The following is a 23,179-nucleotide window of genomic DNA, read 5'->3' as shown; positions in this document are numbered from 1 at the left end:
TAGCCTATGTTAAACACTCTTCACTCCGGAAACCGCTTACGCGTAGATTTCGCGAAAACTCCCCAGCAAATTGAAGTTCCGAACTTGTTACAACTTCAACAAAGTTCATATGAATCATTTCTAATGTTGGATCAAAAAGATCGTACCAAAAGTGGTATTGAGCGCGTATTCCAATCGGTTTTTCCGATTCACGATTCACAAAACCGTCTTTCACTTGAATATTTGGGCTCTGAAGTAGGACGCCCTAAGTACACCGTACGCGAGTGTATGGAACGTGGTTTGACCTACTCGGTCTCTTTGCGTATGAAAACACGTCTTATGATTTGGGACCGTGATGAAAATACCAAAGAAAAAACCGGTGTTAAAGATATCAAAGAACAGACGATCTTCATACGTGACATTCCGTTAATGACTGAACGCACATCGTTTGTCATCAACGGTGTTGAACGCGTTGTTGTAAATCAGCTGCATAGAAGTCCTGGGGTTATCTTCAAAGAAGAAGAGTCAAGTACTGCCGGAAGTAAAATGATTTTTACCGGACAGATTATTCCTGACCGTGGTTCATGGCTCTATTTTGAGTACGATCCAAAAGATATCCTTTATATGCGTATCAACAAACGCCGTAAAGTACCGGTTACGATCATGTTCCGTGCACTTGGTTACAGTAAACAAGATATCTTGAAAATGTTCTATCCGTTGCAAAAAATTCGCGTAGAAGAAAACAAATATTTGATGGATTTCGATCCAGAACATTTTGAAGGCCGTTTGGGCTACGATCTAATTGATAGTGACGGTAAACTATTGGTCGCTGCCGGAAAACGCCTTTCAGCGAAAAAAGCGGAAAAATTGATAGCAGATGGTGTCACTGCGATTCAGTACCCGATTGAAACATTAATTGAACGTCATTTGGCTGAGCCGATTATTGATGCAGTAACGGGTGAAGTTATGCTTGATACGATGGCACAACTTGATGAGACTAAACTCAAAAAGATGATTGAATCCGGAATTAAAGAGTTTGTTATTGCAAACGACTTAGCTGAAGGACATGACAGTGCTATCATTAATGCATTTATCGCTGATGCCGATTCATTGAAATTACTCCGTCAAACAGAAATTATTGAAGATGAAAATGATCTAGCGGCAATTCGTATTTACAAAGTAATGCGTCCTGGTGAACCGGTAACAAAAGAAGCAGCAAAAGTATTTGTTAACCAACTTTTCTTTGATCCTGAACGTTATGACTTGACACGTGTCGGTCGTATGAAAATGAATCATAAATTAGGCCTAAATATACCTGAGTATGTAACCGTTTTAACCAATGAAGATATCATTAATACGGTTAAATACGTTATAAAAGTAAAAAACGGTCAAGGTCATATCGACGACCGTGACCACCTCGGAAATCGACGTATCCGTTCAATCGGCGAGTTGCTTGGTAACGAGCTTCATAACGGTTTGATCAAAATGCAAAAAGCGATCAAAGACAAACTTTCTACAATGAGCGGACCTACTACTGAGTTGATGCCGCATGATTTGATCAACTCAAAAATGATCACTTCTACTATTATGGAATTTTTCAGTGGTGGACAATTGTCACAGTTTATGGACCAAACGAATCCGTTGTCGGAAGTTACCCATAAACGTCGTCTATCCGCTCTCGGAGAAGGTGGTTTGGTTAAAGAGCGTGCCGGATTTGAAGTGCGTGACGTTCACCCAACCCATTACGGTCGTATCTGTCCGATTGAAACTCCTGAGGGACAAAACATCGGTTTGATCAATACGTTGGCAACCTATTCAAAAGTTAATGAACACGGATTTATTGAAGCGCCGTACAACGTTGTTAAAGACGGTGTCGTAACTTCTGAAGTCGTTTATTTGACGGCTACTCAAGAAGAGGGTAAAGTCATTGCTGCAGCATCAAGCCGTATCGACGAAAACGGAAACTTTTTGGATGATTTGGTTGAAACACGCCAAGATGGTGAATATCCACTTGTTTCTCCTAAAGAGTGTGAACTACGTGATTTGACACCGCACATGGTTGTCGGTGTTGCGGCAAGTTTGATTCCATTCCTTGAACACGATGACGCGAACCGCGCATTGATGGGATCAAACATGCAACGTCAAGCCGTACCGTTGTTGCGTCCTGAAGCACCGATGGTTGGAACAGGGGTTGAAAAACTTGTTGCTCGTGACTCATGGGAGTGTGTAAAAGCAGAACGCAGCGGTGTGGTTGAGAAAGTTGACTCGAAACACGTGTATATCATGGGTGAAGATGAAGACGGAACGTTTATCGATTATTATCCGTTGCAAAAGAATCTTCGTACCAACCAAAATACGACATTCTTGCAAAAACCGATCGTAAAACAAGGGCAAGCAGTTGCTAAGGGTCAAATTATTGCTGACGGTCCAAATATGGATCAAGGTGAATTGGCGCTTGGTATCAATGCTCTTGTAGCCTTTATGCCGTGGAACGGATATAACTTTGAGGATGCTATCGTTATGTCGGAGCGAATGATTCGCGAAGATGCATTTACCTCGGTTCATATCTATGAAAAAGAGGCAGAAGCTCGCGAACTCAAACACGGTGTTGAAGAGATCACACGGGATATTCCAAACGTTCGTGATGATGAATTGGCGCACCTTGATGAGGGTGGTATCGTTAAAATCGGTACCTATGTCAAAGGTGGGATGATTCTCGTCGGTAAAGTTTCTCCTAAAGGGGAAGTAAAACCGACTCCTGAAGAGCGTCTATTGCGCGCAATCTTCGGAGAAAAAGCAGGTCATGTCGTTAACAAATCACTCTACTGTACGCCAAGTATGGAAGGGGTTATTGTTGATGTCAAAGTCTTCACGAAAAAAGGGTATGATAAAGATCCTCGCACTCTTGAGCTCGAAAAGCATGAACGTGATGAATTAGAGCGTGAACATTACGATCGTTTACTTATGATCGACAAAGAAGAGATGCTTCGTATTGTTTCATTACTTACCAAACATGCACTTATCAGTGATGTTAGCATCAACGGAAACGATTATAAAGCTGGTGATAATGTAAAAGCGGATGATCTAAAAGAGGTAAACCGTTTTGCGATGAACAACATCGTAAAAGCATTTGCAGACGATATACAAGAGAAGTACAACCAAACTAAAAATCACTTCCAAAAAGAGAAGAAAAAATTCCGTGACGAACACGAAGAAAAACTCTCTATCTTGGAAAAAGACGACATTCTCCCTAACGGCGTTGTTAAATTCGTTAAAGTTTATATCGCGACTAAACGTAAGCTCAAAGTCGGGGATAAAATGGCGGGACGTCACGGGAATAAAGGTATCGTTTCGACGATTGTTCCTCAAGTTGATATGCCATACATGGCAAGCGGCCGTTCGGTAGACGTTTGTTTGAACCCACTCGGGGTTCCGTCTCGTATGAATATCGGGCAAATCCTTGAGATGCACCTTGGTATGGTCGGGCGCGAACTCGGTTTCCAACTTCAAGAGATTTTTGAAACCAAACAAAAAGAGTTTATCGGTGAACTTCGTGCTAAAATGATCACTATCGCCGATGTTGCCGGACTTATGAACGCTGCTGTAACGATTGGTGCTATGGATGATGCGACATTCCTTGGATACGCTCAAGATTGGTCACGTGGGGTTAAATTTGCTACTCCGATTTTCGAAGGGGTAAATGCGGAAGAGTTCGGTAAGTTATTTGAACTTGCTAAACTTGATAACGACGGTAAAATGGAGCTATACGACGGTAAAACCGGAGACAAGCTCAAAGAACGTGTTAATGTCGGTTACATGTATATGCTTAAACTCCATCACTTGGTTGATGAGAAAGTACATGCTCGTTCAACGGGACCATACTCTCTCGTTACTCAACAGCCTGTTGGTGGTAAAGCACTTTTCGGCGGACAGCGTTTCGGAGAGATGGAGGTTTGGGCACTTGAAGCATACGGTGCTTCAGCTGTACTCAAAGAGATGTTAACAATCAAATCGGATGATGTGGACGGACGTGTCCGTGCGTACAAAGCGATTACAAAAGGTGAAAGCGTTCCTGCATCGGGTATCCCTGAGACGTTGTTCGTATTGACCAAAGAGCTCCAAGCGTTGGCGCTCGATATTGAGATTTTTGACGAGGTAGATGACAATGAGTAAATTAGTACCTGTTACCATAACGGAAGAGAATCGTCCTACAGACATTAAACAACTTCAATTTCGCCTTGCGTCTCCTGAGAAAATTCTCTCATGGAGCCACGGTGAAGTTAAAAAACCGGAAACGATCAATTACCGTACCCTTAAACCGGAACGCGATGGATTGTTTTGTGCGAAAATTTTCGGACCGGTACGCGATTACGAATGTCTGTGCGGCAAATACAAAAAAATGCGTTACAAAGGTGTTATCTGCGAAAAATGTGGTGTAGAAGTCACATCAGCCAAAGTACGCCGTGTACGTATGGGTCACATTGATCTTGTAACTCCGGTAGCGCATATCTGGTATGTCAGTTCACTTCCAAGCCGTATCGGAACGCTTCTTGGCGTGAAGATGAAAGATCTTGAACGCGTATTGTATTATGAAGCGTATATCGTTAAAACCGGTGGAGAAGCGTACTATGACGGTGAGCAAACTTCTGCGGTACTTAAATACGATGTATTGAACGAAGAGCAATATCGTACTTTGGTTCAGCGTTATGGAGAGAGCGGATTCTCTGCTGAAATGGGTGGACAAGCGGTTCGTGATCTATTGGATGAACTTGATCTTGTAGATCTTTTTTCTGCACTCAAAGAAGATGTCAAAAAGACCAATTCGGAAGCAAAACGTAAAACGATCATCAAGCGCCTTAAAGTTATCGAATCGTTCTTGAATTCAGGTAACAACCCTGCATGGATGATGCTTACGGCATTGCCGGTTCTTCCTCCTGAACTTCGCCCGTTGGTAAGTCTCGATGGTGGAAAATTTGCGGTATCGGATGTAAATGACCTCTATCGCCGTGTTATTAACCGTAACCAGCGTTTGAAACGTCTTATCGAGCTTGAAGCACCGGAAATCATTGTACGTAATGAAAAACGTATGCTTCAAGAAGCGGTAGATGCATTGTTTGATAACGGTCGTCGTGCAAATGCGGTTAAAGGGGCGAACAAACGTCCTCTTAAATCACTTTCTGAGATTATCAAAGGTAAACAAGGACGTTTCCGTCAGAATCTACTCGGAAAACGTGTTGACTTCTCAGGCCGTTCGGTCATCGTTGTCGGACCAAGCTTGCGTATGGATCAGTGCGGATTGCCTAAACAAATGGCATTGGAACTTTTCAAACCTCATTTGATTGCAAAACTCGAAGATAAAGGGTACGCAACCACCGTGAAAGCGGCGAAAAAAATGATTGAAGAGAAAACCAATGAAGTTTGGGAGTGTCTTGCAGAAATCGTTGAGGGTTATCCTATTATGCTTAACCGTGCACCAACACTGCATAAACTCTCGATCCAAGCGTTCCACCCGAAACTTATCGACGGTAAAGCGATTCAATTGCACCCACTCGTTTGTGCGGCGTTCAATGCGGACTTCGACGGTGACCAAATGGCGGTTCATATTCCACTAAGTGCGGAAGCGATAGCCGAGTGTAAAGTATTGATGCTCTCTTCTATGAACATCTTGCTTCCTGCATCGGGTAAAGCGATTGCAACCCCATCACAAGATATGGTCTTGGGTCTTTATTACCTATCATTGGGTAAAAATGATGTTAAGGGATCGAATAAACTTTTCAGCAATGTTGATGAGATTATGATTGCACTAGAGCATAACGCTCTTGATTTGCACGCAAAAGTACGTACTCGCGTGGATGGACGTATGATCCATACAACAGCGGGTCGTATCATTTTCCAATCGGTTATCCCTGATTTCGTTCCGGTGGAGCTTTGGAATGTTGTTATGAAAAAGAAAAATATCTCTATCCTTGTTGACTATGTCAATAAGCATGGTGGATTGAGCGTTACTGCAAGTTTCTTGGATGATTTGAAAGATCTCGGTTTCAAATACGCGACACAATCGGGTGTATCGATTTCTATCACGGACATCATTATTCCGGAGATGAAAGCTCCATTGATTATTGCATCTAAAAACCGTGTAAAAGAGATCCAAAAGCAGTTCGAAGCGGGTCTTTTGACCGAGCAAGAGCGTTATAACAAAATTATTGACGTCTGGACAGATACCAATAATACCGTTGCCGGCGGTATGATGGACCTTATTCAAAATGATAAAGACGGATTTAACTCGATCTTTATGATGGCGGACTCTGGAGCGCGTGGATCTGCGGCTCAAATCCGTCAGTTGGCCGGTATGCGTGGTTTGATGGCGAAACCAGATGGTTCGATTATTGAAACCCCGATTATTTCAAACTTTAAAGAGGGTCTAAACGTCCTTGAGTACTTTATTTCGACCCACGGTGCCCGTAAAGGTCTTGCGGATACAGCACTTAAAACAGCGAATGCGGGTTATTTGACTCGTAAACTTGTTGACGTTGCTCAAAATGTCAAAATTATTGAGCACGATTGCGGTACCCATGAGGGGATCGAATTGACTGATATCTCTGTCGGTAATGAATTGATCGAGCCGCTCGAAGATCGTATTTACGGTCGTGTATTGGCAGAAGATGCAATTGATCCTATCACAAATGAGATCCTCTACTCTGAGGGTACCTTGATGGATGAGATCAAAGCATCCAAAGTGGTTGAGGCGGGAATCAAATCGGTTCAAATCCGTACTCCGACAACCTGTAAAACAGAACACGGTGTATGTGCATTGTGTTATGGACTGAACCTTGGAACCGGCGAAATCGTCAAAAAAGGGGAAGCCGTCGGTATCGTTGCCGCTCAGTCAATCGGGGAACCGGGTACACAGTTGACACTTCGTACCTTCCACGTTGGGGGAACCGCATCAAGTACACGTGAAGAGCGTCAAGTTGTTGCGACTAAAGAAGGTTTCATCCGTTATTACAACATGAAAACATACCTCTCTAAAGAGGGGAAACAAATTGTTGCGAATCGTCGTAATGCGGCAATCCTATTGGTAGAGCCGAAAATCAAAGCTCCGTTTAACGGAACGTTTGAGATTCAAACCATTCATGATGAAACCATTGTAAGTGTTAAAGGTGAAAGCCAAACCGTTCGCTATACCCTTCGCAAAAATGAAGTGGCAAAACCGAATGAACTTGCAGGGGTAAGCGGTAAAATCGAAGGTAAATTCTTCATGCCGTATGAAAATGGCAGTGTAGTTAAAGAGAATGAATCTATTGTCGAAACCATTAAAGACGGATGGAATGTTCCTAACCGTATTCCGTATGCATCTGAAATTCAAGTTAAAGACGGTGCTCCGGTAACGCAGAAAATTTTGGCTAAAGAGAAAGGGACTATCAAATATTACCTTCTCAAAGGCGATTATCTTGAGCGTCATCACGAAATTGCAAAAGGGTACAGCGTTGAAGAGAAAGGTCTTTTCGCCGTTGTTGCTGACAGTGAAGATCGTGAAGCGATTCGTCACTATATCGCTCGCGGTTCCGTAATCGAAATTAACGATAACGAAGCGGTAAAAGCGGATACCTTGATCGCTAAACCGGCTAAAGAAGAATCGACGGTCATTGCAGAGTGGGATCCATATTCCAATCCGATCATCTCTGAGACCGATGGTGTCATTACCTTTGAAGACATTATCCCAGGTGTTACGGCATCTGAGCAGTTTGACGAATTGACCGGTAAAACCCGTTTGATGATCAACGAGTATGTTGCTCCGGAATACAAACCGGCGATCGTCCTTGCAGCAAACGACGGTTCGGTGATCCGTTATGCGGTTGAGCCGAAAACAGCGATTTTTGCCCAAGATCGAGCGGATGTAAAAGTGGCTGATATTTTGGCAAGAACGCCAAAAGCACTACAAAAATCACGCGATATCACCGGGGGTCTTCCACGGGTTTCTGAGCTTTTCGAAGCACGTAAACCTAAAGAGATCGCGCTGATTGCTGAACTTGACGGGGTAGTAAGCTTCGGTAAACCGCTTCGTGGTAAAGAGCGTATCTTGATCACTTCTGAAAATGGAATGGTTAAAGAGTACTTTGTTGATAAAAATCTTGTCGCATTGGTTCATCCGGGCGAGTTTGTTCACGCCGGTGAGCGTTTGACCGACGGTATTGTCAGCTCACACGAGATTTTGAGAATCTTGGGTGTTAAAGCGTTGTATAACTATCTTGTCAGTGAAGTACAACAAGTTTATCGCCGTCAAGGGGTTAATATCGCCGACAAACACATCGAAGTTATCTTTACTCAGATGTTGCGTCAGATTAAAATCGTTCGTTCCGGCGACACGAAATTTATCGAAGGCGATGTGGCCAGTAAGGTGCAGTTTAAAATCGAGAATGAAAAAATTCTTCGTCTCGGTGGAGAGCCGGCAATTGCTGAACCGTACCTCGTAGGTATTACCCGCGCTGCGGTTAGTGCTGACTCAATTATTTCGGCTGCATCGTTCCAAGACACCACAAAAGTCTTGACCGAAGCAGCGGTAGCGGCAAAAATCGATGACTTGACCGATCTTAAAGAGAACGTCATTATCGGCCGTACTATCCCAGTTGGTACCGGTATCTATAAAGATCAAACCATTATGTTCGGCGAGTAATATTTTTGGCTAAGGCCAAAAATATTCATCCCTCTTCTCTTCAATTTAAAACTTCCTTAAAATAAGCTATATTTAATCAAAAATCGGGTAACATTTCGCGTTTATTAGTCCCCTTTTAATTAGCGGATTAACATTCTACTGGAACATTTCAACAAAGGAGATTGTGTGCCAACAATCAACCAACTTATTCGTAAAGAGCGACAAGCAGTTGTGAAAAAATCAAAATCACCTGCTTTGGTGTCATGCCCACAACGTCGTGGTGTATGTACTCGTGTATATACTACAACCCCTAAAAAACCGAACTCGGCGCTTCGTAAAGTTGCTAAAGTACGTTTGACTTCAGGGTTTGAAGTAATTAGTTATATCGGTGGTGAGGGTCACAACTTGCAAGAGCACTCTATCGTTCTTGTTCGTGGTGGTCGTGTAAAAGACTTACCAGGGGTAAAATACCATATCGTACGTGGTGCTCTCGATACTGCGGGTGTTAAAGACCGTAAAGTATCTCGTTCTAAATACGGTACCAAAAAAGCTAAGGCTAAAAAATAGTCAATTAGTCTGACAAGATTGGGTTTTTGATGACCCTATTTTGAGTAAATGAAAAAACATTGAAGGAAACATTATGAGAAGAAGAAAAGCGCCCGTTCGCGAAATTATGCCTGACCCGGTTCATGGTTCAAAAGTATTGACAAAATTTATCAATAAAATCATGTGGGACGGCAAAAAAAGTACCGCTGAAAAAATCATGTACGGTGCATTGGATATCATTGCATCTCGCGGTGAAAAAACAGGTATCGAAGTGTTTAACACAGCGATTGATAACATTAAACCGGTTATCGAAGTGAAAAGCCGCCGTGTGGGTGGAGCGACCTACCAAGTTCCAGTAGAAGTACGCCCTGTTCGTCAGCTTTCACTTGCTATCCGTTGGTTGACGGATGCATCACGTAAACGTAACGAGCGCACTATGGCTGAGCGTTTGGCGAATGAATTGATGGATGCTGCCAGCGATAAAGGTACTGCATTCAAACGTAAAGAAGATACTTACAAAATGGCTGAAGCGAATAAAGCATTCGCTCATTATCGCTGGTAAGATATTCGTAACTTTTTGATAACCCACTCGGGTTATCATTTTTTCAATCCACTATAAACTCTTTAAGGGCTATTATCATGGCAAGATCCCATAAACTAGAAGACGTTAGAAATATCGGTATCGCCGCTCACATTGACGCGGGTAAAACGACAACAACTGAGCGTATCTTATTCTATACCGGTGTATCACACAAAATCGGTGAAGTACACGAAGGTGCTGCAACAATGGACTGGATGGAGCAAGAGCAAGAGCGTGGTATCACGATTACTTCTGCTGCAACAACCTGTGAATGGAACGGCAAACAAATCAATATCATCGACACTCCGGGCCACGTTGACTTCACGATTGAAGTTGAGCGTTCTATGCGTGTACTTGATGGTGCTGTAGCCGTATTTTGTGCGGTAGGTGGGGTTCAACCACAATCAGAAACCGTATGGCGTCAAGCAAATCGTTACGGCGTACCTCGTATGGTTTTCGTTAACAAAATGGACCGTACCGGTGCCGATTTTTATAACGTTGAAGAGCAAATTCGTGCACGTCTAAAAGCTAATCCAATCGCTATTCAGTTGCCAATCGGTGCTGAAGACGGTTTCAAAGGGATTGTTGACCTCGTTAAGATGAAAGCCATCCTTTGGGATGATGACGCAGCAATGGGTTCAAACTATCATGAAGCAGAGATTCCTGCTGATATGGTGGAAATTTCGAATAAATACCGTGCACAATTGATGGAAGCGGCTGCTGAGGGTGACGATACTTTGATGGAGAAATTCTTCGAAGAGGGTGAACTTAGCAACGAAGAGATTATGCGCGGGATTAAAGCTGGATGTCTTAAAATGGAAATCATTCCTATGACATGTGGTACAGCGTTTAAAAACAAAGGGGTTCAAACTCTTCTTGACGCAGTTGTCGATTATCTCCCTTCACCACTTGAAGTTGCCGCCATTAAAGGGACAATGGAAGATGATGAAGAGGTAGAAGTAGAGGTAGAATCTACGGATGATGCACCATTTGCCGGTCTTGCGTTTAAAATTATGACGGATCCATTCGTTGGTCAGCTTACTTTCGTACGTGTTTACCGTGGTGTTCTCGAATCAGGTACATACGCTTATAACACCATTAAAGGTAAAAAAGAGCGTATCGGTCGTCTTTTGAAAATGCATGCTAACAAACGTGAAGAGATTAAATCTCTTTATGCAGGTGAAATCGGTGCAGTTGTAGGTCTCAAAGATACTACTACCGGAGATACTTTGTGTGATGAGCGTGAACGTCTAGTGTTAGAGCGTATGCATTTCCCTGAGCCAGTTATCTCGGTTGCGGTTGAGCCTAAAACCAAAGTAGACCAAGAAAAAATGGGTATCGCGTTAGCAAAACTGGCGGCAGAAGATCCATCTTTCCGGGTTCACACAGACGAAGAAACAGGTCAAACAATTATCTCAGGTATGGGTGAGCTTCACCTTGAGATCCTTGTTGACCGTATGTTCCGTGAATTTAAAGTCGAAGCGGAAGTGGGTGCACCTCAAGTTGCATACCGTGAGTCTATCCGTAACGAAGTTAACCAAGAGTACAAATACGCGAAACAATCGGGTGGACGTGGACAATTCGGTCACGTATATCTCCGCATCAAGCCGGGCGTACCTGGTACCGGTTATATCTTCCACAACGAAATCAAAGGTGGGGTTATTCCAAAAGAATACGTTCCTGCAGTTGAAAAAGGGTGTAAAGAAGCAATGCAAAAAGGTGTTCTCGCGGGTTATCCGATCGAAGATATCGAAGTTGCATTGTATGACGGTTCATACCATGAGGTTGACTCGAATGAGATGGCGTTTAAACTTGCTGCTTCTATGGGCTTCAAAGAGGGTGCACGTAAAGCAAATCCAGCTATCCTTGAGCCAATGATGAAAGTTGAAGTTGAAGTTCCTGAGAATTTCATGGGTGACGTTATCGGAGACCTTAACCGTCGTCGCGGACAAGTTAACAATATGGGTGACCGTTCTGGTAACAAAATTGTTGACGCGTTCGTACCACTCTCTGAAATGTTCGGTTACTCAACTGACCTTCGTTCAGCAACTCAAGGACGTGCAAGTTACTCTATGGAATTCGATCACTACGAAGAAGTTCCACGTAACGTTGCTGAAGAGATCATCAAAAAGCGTAACAGCTAATATCTCTTTTTCTCCTCCCCTTTTGGGGAGTCTTCCCTAACTCTTTTTTTATTTTACAATCCAATAACTTTCAACTAACAATCTCTCATCACTGTATATTCGTCCGATAAACTCATCACCCATGTTGTAGGTACTAACCCCTTTGGGAGTTCCGCTCATAATAACATCGCCATCTTCGAAACTCATAAAGCTTTTTATCTCTTCGATCATTTCCTGCGGTTTATAGATCATCAACTCATAGGTTGCTTCTTGTACTAATACGTCGTTGATATGGAGTGTCATCCGTAGGCATTCAAGCGGTGTATCAAATGAGACAAAATCACCTAATACCGCAGAACCGTCGAACCCTTTGGCTCTCTCCCACGGGAGTCCTTTGGATTTTAAGTGATTTTGGATATCCGCTTTGGTGAGGTCGAGTCCGAATCCGATTCCCTTTATCGCTCCGCCTATCATCAAAAAGCAGATTTCTCCCTCAAACCGAGTATCGGGAGTGATGAAACGGAGGGTATCGGTGATGGCAGAGTTGGGTTTATTGAACACTACCATGGAAGAGGGGATTTCATTGTTCAGCTCGTGGATATGCTCGACGTAATTACGCCCGATACAGATCACTTTGGAGGGGGTGATCGGTGTCCCGTTAAAGTGGATGTTTTTCATTGTGGAGCTCTTTCCAAATAGGTGTTTCATACTCTTCAGGTCGCCCCATCAATTCAAGCGCGGGTTGATAGTCTGCTTTGTAGGCCAGACTTTGGCACCCCTCTACGTAGTATCCCAGATAGATCCATTTTAGATTAAGGCGATGGGCAAATTCTATTTGCTGCAGTAGCGTGTAGCGTCCAAGAGATTGGCGATTGTAGTCGGGATCATAGTAGCAATAAAGCGAACTGATCCCTTCGTCTAAAATATCGATCAAATCGACGGCAATAAGCTTGTTATCGTCAAAATAGAGCACTTCACATCCAAAGTCACCGTGCCCTTGTACGAAGGATGCGTAATAGTTTTTAGGATCGCTTTTGGGGGCATCCCACTCTCTTGTGTGGTGTTTATAGCGGTGGTAACGATCAAAGAGGCTTAGATGCTCCCGCGTGAGGGTTGGATGGCGGATAACGGTTGTTAAGTGGGTGTTTTTGCGGAGGATACGCCGTTCGGATTTGCTGAGTGCGTAATTTTCAGCATCAATTTTGAGACTTTCACAGGCGCGGCATTCCGAACAGATAGGGCGAAAGTACATTGAGCCGAATCGTCTCCATCCTCGCAGGATTAATGCTTCACATTGTTCTTTGGTGCACTCTTGGATGACTTTGTAGTGGATGGTTTGGGAATTTCCCGAGATGTAGGAGCACGGCTCATGGAGCGCGCACTCTTTGAGAATGGTATTTTGGTTATTCGTCGTCATCTTTGCGGCTAAGGGAGATGAGGACACCTTCGATCATCTCGTCAATATCTCCATCGAGGATATTGCTGATGTTTGAATAAGGGATTCCGGATCGGGTATCTTTAACTTGTTGATAGGGGGCGAGGACATACGAGCGGATTTGGTGTCCCCAGCCGTTTTCACTTTTTTCGATTCCGTCTACCGCCGCTTGTTTTTTCTCCATTTCGAGTTCGTACAGTCGAGATTTTAACATTTTAAACGCGGTCGCTTTATTTTTATGCTGTGAACGGTCATTCTGACACTGTACAACGATCCCTGATGGGATATGGGTGATACGGATCGCCGATTCGGTTTTGTTGACGTGCTGACCCCCCGCACCTGATGCACGATAGGTGTCGATACGGATGTCGCGGTCTTCGATTTCGATATCGATATCATCGTCAAGCTCCGGCGAGACCATTACTGAGGTAAAGCTGGTGTGGCGTTTGGCGGCAGAATCATAGGGGCTGATACGGACAAGGCGGTGGATACCGTTTTCATTTTTGAGGTAGCCATAGACATTGACCCCTTTGATAAGGAGTGCGGCATCTTTGATCCCCGCCTCTTCACCGGATTGGTAATCGAGAATTTCGACCGTAAAGTCATGTCGTTCCGCCCAACGGGTGTACATGCGCAGCAGCATCGAAGCCCAGTCTTGAGACTCGGTTCCTCCCGCTCCCGGATGGATGGTGACAATGGCATTATGGCTATCGTGTTCACCGGAGAGAAGCACTTCAACCTCCATCGATTTGACATTGTTTTCCAATGCTCCCGCATCGGCAAAGAGGGATTCTATCGTCTCTTCGTCCCCTTCGTCTTTTGCCATATCATACAAATCGACAGCATCTCCGAGTGTATGAAATGTTTTGGAATATTTGGCAAGGCGTCGTTCGAGTTGAGTCTTCTCCTTTTGTACTACTCCGGCATTGGCGGCATCGTTCCAAAAGCCATCCGAGTTTTCAAGGACTTCAATTTCGCTCAGACGTGCAGTAATGTCCTGCGGACGGACAACATCGGTGACGTTTTGCATCTTAATGGTCAAGGTTTTAAGTAATTCGGTATATTCGTAGTGATCCACGTATTTATTCCTGTGGTTATATTATAATTGCGATTATATTCTATAGAGGCTAAAACCATGATTATCGCACGTTCCGCGTCAGAACTTAAAGCTGCACTTGAGTCTAAACAAGGTTCCCTCGGATTTGTTCCGACGATGGGGGCGCTCCATATCGGTCATCGGACATTAATTGAAGCAGCGCGGCGTGACAATGAGACGGTGGTTGTCTCCATTTTTGTCAATCCGACCCAGTTTTTGCCGGGAGAGGATTTGAGCAAGTATCCCCGCAGGGAGGAGGCCGATTTCAAAATTTGTGAACTGAGCGGTGTGGATATCTTGTTTTATCCGGAGGTGTCTGCTATGTACAAAGAGGATGAAGTACGGGTGATTGCTCCCGATATCAGGGGGTATATTCTTGAAGGGGCTTCCCGCCCCGGGCATTTTGACGGTGTTTTGACGGTGGTGATGAAATTGCTGAATATGGTTCATCCTACCCGTGTCTATTTTGGAAAAAAAGATGCGCAACAATTGGCATTAATTACACAAATGTGTGAAAACTTTTTCATGGATATTGAGATTGTTCCAATGGAAACGGTACGTGAGAGTGACGGTTTGGCATTGAGCAGCCGAAACGTTTATTTGAATGAGTCACAGCGCCAAGAGGCGTTAAAACTCTCTTCCGCCCTTAAAGAAGCCACTAAAATGGTAATGCAAGGGAATATAAGGGGCAATGAGATCAAAGGTGCTATGCTAAAACTGTTAGAACCTTTGGAGGTTGAATACGTTGCGATTGTTAATCGTCAATTTGAAGCGCTTGATGAGGTCATGATCGGCAATACCATCGTACTTGTGGCGGCGCGGGTGGGACCTACCCGCTTAATTGATAATGTTTGGATGTAAGGGTGAGATACACTATTGTAATTGCCCTCGTGGCATTGTTGATCGGGGGATGTGCTCCGAAAATGGGGAAAGATATTTTTATCGAACCTGAGGGGAATATCCGTTTTGAAAATACGGAATCTGAATTGCTTCTGGGAGCACTCTCTTTATTAGGTATTTCGGTCAATAATGGACCTATCCGATTGGGAAGGGATCTTAAAGTAACCAATAAATGGCACAGTGATTTGACGCTGATTTCACTCTCGTACACGCTGAATGATGAAAAAAACAGCTTTGGCACAGGAGAAGCTGTTGTAGATACGCTACACCCTATTGTTGTTGCTTCGGGAGAGCAAAAAATTATTCCGCTGGTATTACGAATTGATCCGAAGCGTTTGAGTGCGAATCAAATTTTAGGGGTAATGCAATCAAAGCGTAAACTTTTTTTAAAAGGAGAAGCGGTTGTTGAAGTATGGGGAATCCAAAAGCATTATCCGTTTGAAAAAGAGATTACCAAGCTCGTTCAAAAAGCGCTAAAATAAAACTTAGTGGTGAGTAGGAACCTCTTGAGCCGCTGCCGCTGCGGCTATGGGATCGGGTTTTAGATATTTTTCTTCAATCATCATATCGACAATCCCTTTGAATACCGGAACGGCGGTAATGGAAGCAAAATATACGGTACGAGGGTTGATAACCGTAATCCCGATCGTATAATTATGGGTTCCGTCATTGGCAAAGCCGATAAATGAGGTGTGATAGCTATTGACGTAACCGCCGTTTTTTGCAATGTGTGCTGTTCCTGTTTTACCGCCGATTTCAAGTCCGGGAGTTTTTGCAACCGTTCCCGTTCCTTCATTGACCGTTTTAATCAAAATTTGTTTCATTTGTTGTGCAGTAGCCGGAGAGATTACCTGAATAGGGGCTTGAACCTGCATCGGGATGGTGCGGCCGTTGTCGTCAATGAGGGAGTCTACCACCATCGGATTAATAAGTTTTCCTCCGTTGTTGAACACATTGAATGCTTTGACCAACTGCATTGCATTGGCACGCATTCCGTAGCCGTAAGCTGTGATCGCTTTGTAGAGATAATTATTGAGCTGCGTGGAAGAGGGGACAGAGCCGCGTTTTTCATAGGGGAGGTCAATACCGCTGAAATGGGTAAAACCAAAGCGTTTAAGCCCTTCGGTAAATTCGGCACCGTTGAGCTTTTGAGCGAGTTGTGCAATCCCGATATTGGAGGAGAATACAATGACGTCTTCTGCGCTGATCATATTGAATTTATGCTCATCGGTAATGGTTTTGCGCCCCATCGTATAGCTTCCGCCATGACCGTTTACCATGTCATAGGGATTGATGAGGTGATGCTCTAATAACAAAGCAAAAATGACCGGTTTGATAACCGATCCGGGTTCATAGCTGTATTCGATGGCATTCGTATTTAGGGAGGGGTAATCTTCGGTGCGGATGTGACTGGGGTCGAAACGGTTTGAACTTGCAAGCGAGAGAATTTTACCGGTTTTGGAATCCATGACGGTGGCAATAATTTCATCGGCTTGGAGCTGATTTTTGATACGATCCGTGATCGATTCCACTCGAGCTTGAAGTGCCATAGGGATATTAAGTTTAACGGTAAGTCCGTTAATTTGGCGTTTAATGTCGCTTTGTTTATTTAAAATGAGATAGCCGTTTACATCGCGCATCGCTTTTTGGGCTTTATTTTGTTGAGGATTGAGCTCTTCATCGAAAAATTTCTCCAGCCCTTTGATCCCATAAACACGAGTGTACCCGTCTTCTTCAATCTTGCGAGGGTACCCCAAAAGAGGTGTCAATAATTTACCGTAGGGGTATTCACGTGCCTCTCCGCTCTCGATAATACTGAGCCCTTGCAAGATACGGTCTCCATCACGGGTTTCGTATTCGATAAATACCCCAAGGCGTCGAAGCTCGAAAGCTAACGTTTTTAAGTACATGGCCTCTTTCGGGCTGATGTGGTAACTGAGGGTTACCGACCCTTTACGCGTGTGAAGACGCTGGCGGATTTCTTCCGGGTTAATATCACTGTAAATACTGAATAATTGAATAAAAAGTTCTTCTTTTCCCGGATCAATATTTCGGGTATTCACTACCGCTTTGTAGAGCTTTTGAGTGGTCGCAATATGAAAGCCGTCACTGCTGATAATAGAGCCGCGTTGTGCTTTTGACGTCTCTTCGGAAAAGATAGAGGGGATATCTCGATGGTGAAGTGCAGTGTAGAGCATTACGGTCAAAAAGATAGTAAATCCAAGCATTAAAACGAGAAATAGGGCTAATATTTTTTTAGATTTACTTGTATTTCTCATGCATGCTTACTTTTGGTTTAAAAATTGATCAATTAGAAAGAGATAAGAGGAATACGATTCCTCTCGCCTTAGGGTTACATTTGGGTACGGGTGATCTCTTTGTAAGCGCTGAGGGCTTTATTTCGTACTTCCAACATAAGTTTCATGCTGATTTCGGCTTTATCGATGGCAATAGCGGCTTGATGCAGATCTTTGACGCTTCCGGTTGCAATGTCACTCATTGCTCTCTCTCCGTCAACCTGCATTTGGTTAACGTTTCCCATCGCATTTTTGAGTTCCTGGGCAAAGTCGGTTGTGCTTCCGCTTACTCCGTTGACACTTTTTGATTTCAGTAAATCGGCAGTTGAGAGCGATTTTATGGATTGAATATCAGTCATAATTATTTTTCCTTACTTAGTTCTGCAAAATACTGATGGCACTGCCTGCCATATTTTTTGCACTTTCGAATGCGGCGACATTCGCCTGATAGGAGCGAGTTGCTTCTACTAAATCGGCCATTTCGATGACAGGATTAACATTTGGGTAGGCAACATACCCTTTTGCATCGGCATCGGGATGGGACGGATCAAATTTCATTTTGGGTGCAGTATCGTCACGGGTAATTTTATCGACCACAACACTCATAATGGCAGGATTCGGTTTCAGCCCTGCCAACCCTTCTTTTAGAGGATCAGAATACCCAAGAGCGGAGCTTTGACGTTCAAGCTGCTGGTTATAAACCGTGTTGAAATCGATTGCTTTAAAGACTACCTCTTGACGACGATAAGGTCCTCCCTCAGCGGTTCGAGTTGTCTGAGCATTGGCGATGTTGGAACTGATGGTGTTGACACGGACACGCTGTGCGGAGAGTCCGTAACCGCTGATGTCAAAACTGTCTAAAAATGCCATTATTTAATCCTTACCATCATGATGTTTTTCCGGAAGCGTCGATAACGCTTTTGAAAAGAGCCGAATCTTTTTTGAGTGCCGCAGTAAGGGCATTAAACATGGTAGAATTTTTTGCCATTTCACTGCTTTCAACGTCTAAATCGACACTGTTACCGTCATTGCGTGCCATGTGCCCGTCTCTGAAAAACGTGGTCGGTTTAGTGGAAGTTGTCCCCTCAACTCCTGATAGATGAGCACCATCGGTGCGGCTCATTTGGAGGGTTTGGGTTTTATCGGCAAAAATCGCTTCGCTTTTTTGGGTTAACATCTCTTCAAAGCGAATATCGCGCGGTCGGTAAAACGGGGTGTCTGCATTGGCAATATTTCCTGCAATCATGTCCTGACGGGCGGCGCGATAGTCCATCGCGTTTTGCATCAGATCGTGAGCGCGAGAGATATTGATACCCATTTATGACCCCTTTTTAACTAATTTAATACCCTAAAGCAAAAAATATTCCATAATTCAACGGAATGCTTTTATCGAACTCTTTTATAAAGAGCGATATACTTACGTAAATTATACATTAATAAGTCCTAAAATGCCCGATAAAAAACTATTTCTTTTAACGACTGCGCTGATAACGATAGGGGTGATTTGTTCGTACACCCTTACGGCATATACGGTCGTATTATTCGAATACAACGATTTTCACTTTGTCGTACGTGAACTTATTGTTGCTATTATTTCGATTTTATTGATGTGGGGATTGGCTCAGCTTGATCCCGATATTTGGCTTCACCGTTTAGGTTTAACCCTCTTTTTTGGGGGGATAGTATTAATGATTGTTATGCCTTTTCTCCCTTCATTCTTAGTAAGTGAAGTGGGCGGGGCAAAACGTTGGATCAAGCTTGCCGGTTTTTCAGTTGCTCCGGTAGAATATTTTAAAATTGGATTTGTCTACTTTTTGGCATGGAGTTTTTCGCGAAAGCTTGGACATCATGACGATATGGGGGTTATAGAAGAGTTTAAACGTTTTTTCCCCTATGCGGCGATTTTCGTTTTGATTATGTTTTTGATTGCATTCATGCAAAACGACTTGGGGCAGGTCATTGTACTGGCATTGACACTGGCGTTTATGCTCTTTTTTGCCGGAAGCAGCTTTCGTTTCTTCATGACGCTGATCGGCGGTTCGGTTGCCTTTTTTCTCTTTTTTATCCTTACTTCCGAGCATCGGATTAACCGTATTTTATCATGGTGGGCATCAGCTCAAAGTACGATTTTAGCTTTTTTCCCCGAATCGATTGCACAGCATCTGCGGATTGAAAATGCCGAGGAGGCATATCAAATTGGACACTCCCTCAATGCGATTCATAACGGGGGTATTTTCGGTACCGGGCTGGGTGGCGGAACCTTTAAACTGGGCTTTTTGAGTGAAGTGCATACCGACTTTGTATTAGCCGGAATTGCCGAGGAGTTTGGATTTCTGGGGGTATTTGTTGTTACGTTGATTTTCATCATGATATTGCACCGTTTGTTTAAAATTGCCAACCGGTCTCATAATGATACGGCGTATCTTTTTAGTTTGGGTGTAGGATTATTGATTACCTTTGCTTTTATGGTGAATGCTTACGGTATCAGCGGATTAACACCGATCAAAGGGATTTCGGTACCGTTTTTGAGTTACGGAGGATCGGCAATGATGGCCTCAGCCGTCGGTATCGGAATGGTATTGATGCTCTCTAAGAAAATCAAGTACAAACCAGGTGATAAATTATGAATATAATCTTTACCGGAGGGGGGACAGGGGGACATCTTGTCATTGCCCTTTCCCTCGCGGAAGCGGCCCGTGAGAGAGGACATCATGTGATGTTTATCGGTTCGACATCCGGACAGGATCGGCAGTGGTTTAGTGAGAGTACATTGTTTGAACAAGCCCATTTTTTAGAGACAACCGGAGTTGTCAATAAAAAGGGTTTCGGAAAAGTCGGAGCTTTATGGAAGATTTTTAAAGCGCTAATCGCTTCGAGAAGAGTGATTCATGCTTTTAAAGCGGATGCAGTCGTGAGTGTCGGCGGCTTTTCGGCGGCACCGGCGGCTTTGGCAGCGATTATTACAAAAACACCGTTATATATTCATGAGCAAAATGCGATTATGGGAAAACTCAATACCCTATTGCGTCCTTATGCAAAAGGTTTTTTCAGTTCGTATGAAGAGGGGAAATCCCGATGCGATTATCCGGTCAGTGAGCGGTATTTCCAAGGTGCACGTGATAGAGATACGATTAAAACGGTTATTTTTTTAGGGGGATCTCAGGGGGCGAAGTTTATCAACGATTTGGCACTCGAAATTGCTCCGTGGCTGCAGGAGAAATCGATAACTATTCTCCATCAATGCGGTGCCAAAGAAGAAGAACGGGTCAAAGCGGCCTATGCGACCCTCGGGATTGATGCCGAAGTCTATGGATTTACCACCAAAATCGCGGAATTGATAGAACGAAGCGATCTAGCCATAAGCCGTTCCGGCGCAAGCACGTTGTGGGAATTGTGTGCCGCACGGGTACCTGCCTTTTTTATCCCTTATCCCAGTGCCGCAGCCGATCATCAATTTCACAATGCACAATATATTCTTCAACACGACTGCGGATGGTGCGAACGTCAAAATGAGGGGATAGCCATAAAACTCAAAGAGGCGATCGGTAGCGATATAGCCCCCAAAAGTCATCGATTGGCTGAATTGATTCAATCCAACGGTGCATCCCACATCATTGAAAAAATTGAAGAGGGAAATCTACCTTTCTAAAATCATTAATTACGAGACCTTTTTGATATAATTCGCCCAATCATTACCACCAGCAAGGGTAGCACCCTAAAGGGTACGAGAACCCCTTTGGGGTGAGAAGAGAAATTCAAAGGAAACCAACATGAAAAACATGTCTGCGGGAAAATACCGTCCTTATCCTCAAGTTGATTTGCCGAATCGCATTTGGCCTACCAAAACCATCACACACGCTCCCTTGTGGTGCAGTGTCGATCTTCGCGACGGAAACCAAGCGTTGATCACCCCGATGAATTTGGATCAAAAACTCTCCCTCTTCTCCCTCTTGCTGAAACTCGGATTTAAAACTATTGAGGTGGGATTTCCCTCCGCATCGAAAGTGGAGTTTGACTTTTTGCGCACCTTGGTCGAGCAAAAATTGATTCCCGATGACGTGACGGTACAAGTGCTCGTCCAAGCGCGTGAACATTTAATCGATAAAACGTTCGAAGCGCTCTCCGGGGTCAAAAAAGCGATTGTCCATTTGTACAACTCCACTTCCGTTGCACAGCGTAAGATCGTCTTCGGTAAAGAGCAAGACGAGATTATCGCATTGGCGTTGGAGGGTGTTGATATGGTCAAATCTCGCGCAGCCAAACACGACGGCGAGATCAGTTTGGAGTATTCACCGGAGAGTTTTACGGGGACAGAGCTGGAATATGCCGCCCGTATTTGTAACGCGGTAACCGATCGTTGGGGCATTAGTGCGGATCGTAAAGTCATTATCAATCTCCCCGCTACGGTTGAGATGGCGACACCGAACGTCTATGCCGATCAGATCGAATGGATGAGTCGTCATCTGACGAATCGTGAACACGTGTTGATCTCGACGCATACCCATAATGACCGTGGAACCTCGGTCGCGGCAACCGAGTTGGCATTGTTGGCGGGGGCGGATCGTGTCGAGGGGACGTTGCTCTCCAATGGGGAGCGCACCGGAAACGTCGATATTATTACCCTCGCACTCAATATGTACACCCAAGGGGTTGATCCGGAGCTCGATTTCAGCGATTTGGAGAGTGTTGTTCGGGTTGTTGAAGAGTGCACCGATATGAAAACCCATGAGCGTCATCCGTATGTGGGTGAACTCGTCTACACGGCGTTTTCAGGGTCTCATCAGGACGCGATCAACAAAGGGTTGGCGTATCAGCGTGCCAAAGAGGATGCGTTTTGGGAAGTACCGTATCTCCCTATCGATCCGCAGGATGTGGGGCGTAACTATGAGGGGATTATCCGTATCAACTCCCAATCGGGTAAGGGGGGGGTAGCGTACGTTCTCGAAGATAAATTCGGCTATTCACTGCCGAAGAAAATGCACCCTGAGATCGGCACCATTGTCCAAAAAGTGACCGATAATGCGGGGCGCGAACTCACCAGTGAAGAGATTTTAGAGATCTTTGAGAAAACGTATTTCGGCGAACCGCATGACATCGAGTTTGTGGACTATTCGGTGGTCTCGGAGAGTGCCAAAGAGCACTCCGCCAAATGTGTGTTGGAATACACCCATAACGGAAAAGCGATCCGAAGCGAAGGGGTGGGGAACGGTCCGATCGATGCGTGCAAAAATGCGTTGATGGTAGAGTATTCCCATAGCTTTAAAATCCTCTCGTACAGTGAGCATTCACGCGGAGAGCTCTCCAGTGCCGAAGCGGTCGCTTACATCGAGATTCAGACGGAGAGTTTGGATAAATTTTTCGGGGTAGGGTGTGATAACGATATCACCGTGGCCTCAATCAAAGCGATGTTCAGCGCTCTTAATCGGGCGTTTTCGTAACTCTTCCGTCATTCCCGCATAAGCGGGAATCTAGCTAAATAAAAGCAGCCTCATCCCCTTTTTCCTGAAGAGGTGGAACAATAAAAAACCTATATATTTTGATATAATCATATATTAACACCTGCTGAATAA

The 23,179-nt window shown here is 44.2% G+C and carries 17 protein-coding genes; 10 read left to right on the top strand and 7 right to left on the bottom strand.

Annotated features, from left to right (window positions below; genetic code table 11):
• The first annotated feature begins 6 nt into the window (after positions 1-6).
• The 5 genes from rpoB (at position 7) to fusA (ending at position 11,902) form a co-directional block, all read left to right on the top strand.
• Positions 7-4,152, top strand: a complete 4,146-nt coding sequence (rpoB, locus tag WC407_RS08970; RefSeq protein WP_373022288.1) for a DNA-directed RNA polymerase subunit beta — start codon at positions 7-9, stop codon at positions 4,150-4,152.
• Positions 4,145-8,653 carry a DNA-directed RNA polymerase subunit beta' gene (gene rpoC, locus WC407_RS08965; RefSeq protein WP_373022287.1) on the top strand — a complete coding sequence of 1,503 codons (4,509 nt, stop codon included), beginning with the start codon at positions 4,145-4,147 and terminating at the stop codon, positions 8,651-8,653. The genes rpoB and rpoC overlap by 8 nt, the downstream gene beginning before the upstream one ends.
• 165 nt (positions 8,654-8,818) lie before the next feature.
• Complete coding sequence (rpsL, locus tag WC407_RS08960) at positions 8,819-9,199, top strand: 30S ribosomal protein S12 (RefSeq protein ID WP_013461125.1); 381 nt, start codon at positions 8,819-8,821, stop codon at positions 9,197-9,199.
• A gap of 73 nt (positions 9,200-9,272) precedes the next feature.
• Positions 9,273-9,740, top strand: coding sequence for a 30S ribosomal protein S7 (rpsG, locus tag WC407_RS08955; RefSeq protein WP_373022286.1), 468 nt, complete (start codon positions 9,273-9,275; stop codon positions 9,738-9,740).
• A gap of 77 nt (positions 9,741-9,817) precedes the next feature.
• On the top strand, positions 9,818-11,902 hold the full coding sequence (fusA, locus tag WC407_RS08950; protein ID WP_373022285.1) for an elongation factor G: 2,085 nt from the start codon (positions 9,818-9,820) through the stop codon (positions 11,900-11,902).
• 48 nt (positions 11,903-11,950) lie between these two features.
• Here the strand turns inward: fusA and WC407_RS08945 are convergent, their stop codons facing one another.
• From WC407_RS08945 to prfB, 3 genes are read right to left on the bottom strand one after another with little or no spacing between them, the layout of a single operon-like run.
• Positions 11,951-12,559, bottom strand: a complete 609-nt coding sequence (locus tag WC407_RS08945) for a fumarylacetoacetate hydrolase family protein (protein WP_373022284.1) — start codon at positions 12,557-12,559, stop codon at positions 11,951-11,953.
• Positions 12,540-13,298, bottom strand: a complete 759-nt coding sequence (locus WC407_RS08940) for an arginyltransferase (RefSeq protein ID WP_373022283.1) — start codon at positions 13,296-13,298, stop codon at positions 12,540-12,542. Before WC407_RS08940 ends, WC407_RS08945 begins: the two co-directional genes overlap by 20 nt.
• The gene (gene prfB / locus WC407_RS08935) at positions 13,285-14,394 is read right to left on the bottom strand and encodes a peptide chain release factor 2 (RefSeq protein ID WP_373022282.1); all 1,110 of its coding nucleotides are present in this window, start codon (positions 14,392-14,394) and stop codon (positions 13,285-13,287) included. The genes WC407_RS08940 and prfB overlap by 14 nt, the downstream gene beginning before the upstream one ends.
• 57 nt (positions 14,395-14,451) lie before the next feature.
• On the opposite strand from prfB, the gene panC reads away from it, so the two are divergent.
• Together panC and WC407_RS08925 are read left to right on the top strand one after the other, a co-directional pair.
• Entirely contained in the window at positions 14,452-15,273 is an 822-nt protein-coding gene (gene panC / locus WC407_RS08930; RefSeq protein ID WP_373022281.1) for a pantoate--beta-alanine ligase, read from the top strand.
• A gap of 2 nt (positions 15,274-15,275) precedes the next feature.
• A complete protein-coding gene (locus WC407_RS08925; RefSeq protein WP_373022280.1) occupies positions 15,276-15,794 on the top strand; it encodes a hypothetical protein in 519 nt (172 codons plus the stop codon).
• Positions 15,795-15,797: 3 nt separating this feature from the next.
• Here WC407_RS08925 and WC407_RS08920 read toward each other — a convergent pair whose 3' ends face one another.
• The 4 genes from WC407_RS08920 to flgB all read right to left on the bottom strand — a co-directional run bounded on the left by WC407_RS08920 (position 15,798) and on the right by flgB (position 18,927).
• Positions 15,798-17,591 (bottom strand): peptidoglycan D,D-transpeptidase FtsI family protein, encoded by a 1,794-nt coding sequence (locus WC407_RS08920; RefSeq protein ID WP_373022279.1) that lies wholly within the window; start codon positions 17,589-17,591, stop codon positions 15,798-15,800.
• A gap of 74 nt (positions 17,592-17,665) precedes the next feature.
• On the bottom strand, positions 17,666-17,968 hold the full coding sequence (gene fliE, locus WC407_RS08915; RefSeq protein WP_373022278.1) for a flagellar hook-basal body complex protein FliE: 303 nt from the start codon (positions 17,966-17,968) through the stop codon (positions 17,666-17,668).
• Positions 17,969-17,984: 16 nt separating this feature from the next.
• A complete protein-coding gene (gene flgC / locus WC407_RS08910) occupies positions 17,985-18,479 on the bottom strand; it encodes a flagellar basal body rod protein FlgC (protein ID WP_373022277.1) in 495 nt (164 codons plus the stop codon).
• A gap of 16 nt (positions 18,480-18,495) precedes the next feature.
• Positions 18,496-18,927: a flagellar basal body rod protein FlgB gene (gene flgB / locus WC407_RS08905; protein WP_373022276.1), complete on the bottom strand. Its 432-nt coding sequence runs from the start codon at positions 18,925-18,927 to the stop codon at positions 18,496-18,498.
• 130 nt (positions 18,928-19,057) lie between these two features.
• Here flgB and WC407_RS08900 point away from each other — a divergent pair, with 130 nt between their 5' ends.
• The 3 genes from WC407_RS08900 (at position 19,058) to leuA (ending at position 23,047) form a co-directional block, all read left to right on the top strand.
• Positions 19,058-20,236, top strand: coding sequence for an FtsW/RodA/SpoVE family cell cycle protein (locus WC407_RS08900; protein ID WP_373022275.1), 1,179 nt, complete (start codon positions 19,058-19,060; stop codon positions 20,234-20,236).
• The gene (murG, locus tag WC407_RS08895; RefSeq protein ID WP_373022274.1) at positions 20,233-21,258 is read left to right on the top strand and encodes an undecaprenyldiphospho-muramoylpentapeptide beta-N-acetylglucosaminyltransferase; all 1,026 of its coding nucleotides are present in this window, start codon (positions 20,233-20,235) and stop codon (positions 21,256-21,258) included. Before WC407_RS08900 ends, murG begins: the two co-directional genes overlap by 4 nt.
• Before the next feature lie 121 nt (positions 21,259-21,379).
• Positions 21,380-23,047, top strand: a complete 1,668-nt coding sequence (leuA, locus tag WC407_RS08890; protein ID WP_373022273.1) for a 2-isopropylmalate synthase — start codon at positions 21,380-21,382, stop codon at positions 23,045-23,047.
• The last annotated feature ends 132 nt before the right edge of the window (positions 23,048-23,179 follow it).

It is taken from the genome of Sulfuricurvum sp., assembly GCF_041651515.1.
Taxonomy (GTDB): Bacteria; Campylobacterota; Campylobacteria; order Campylobacterales; family Sulfurimonadaceae; genus Sulfuricurvum.
Note: the sequence above shows the minus strand (reverse complement) of the source record. Positions and strands in the feature narration are given on the sequence as shown.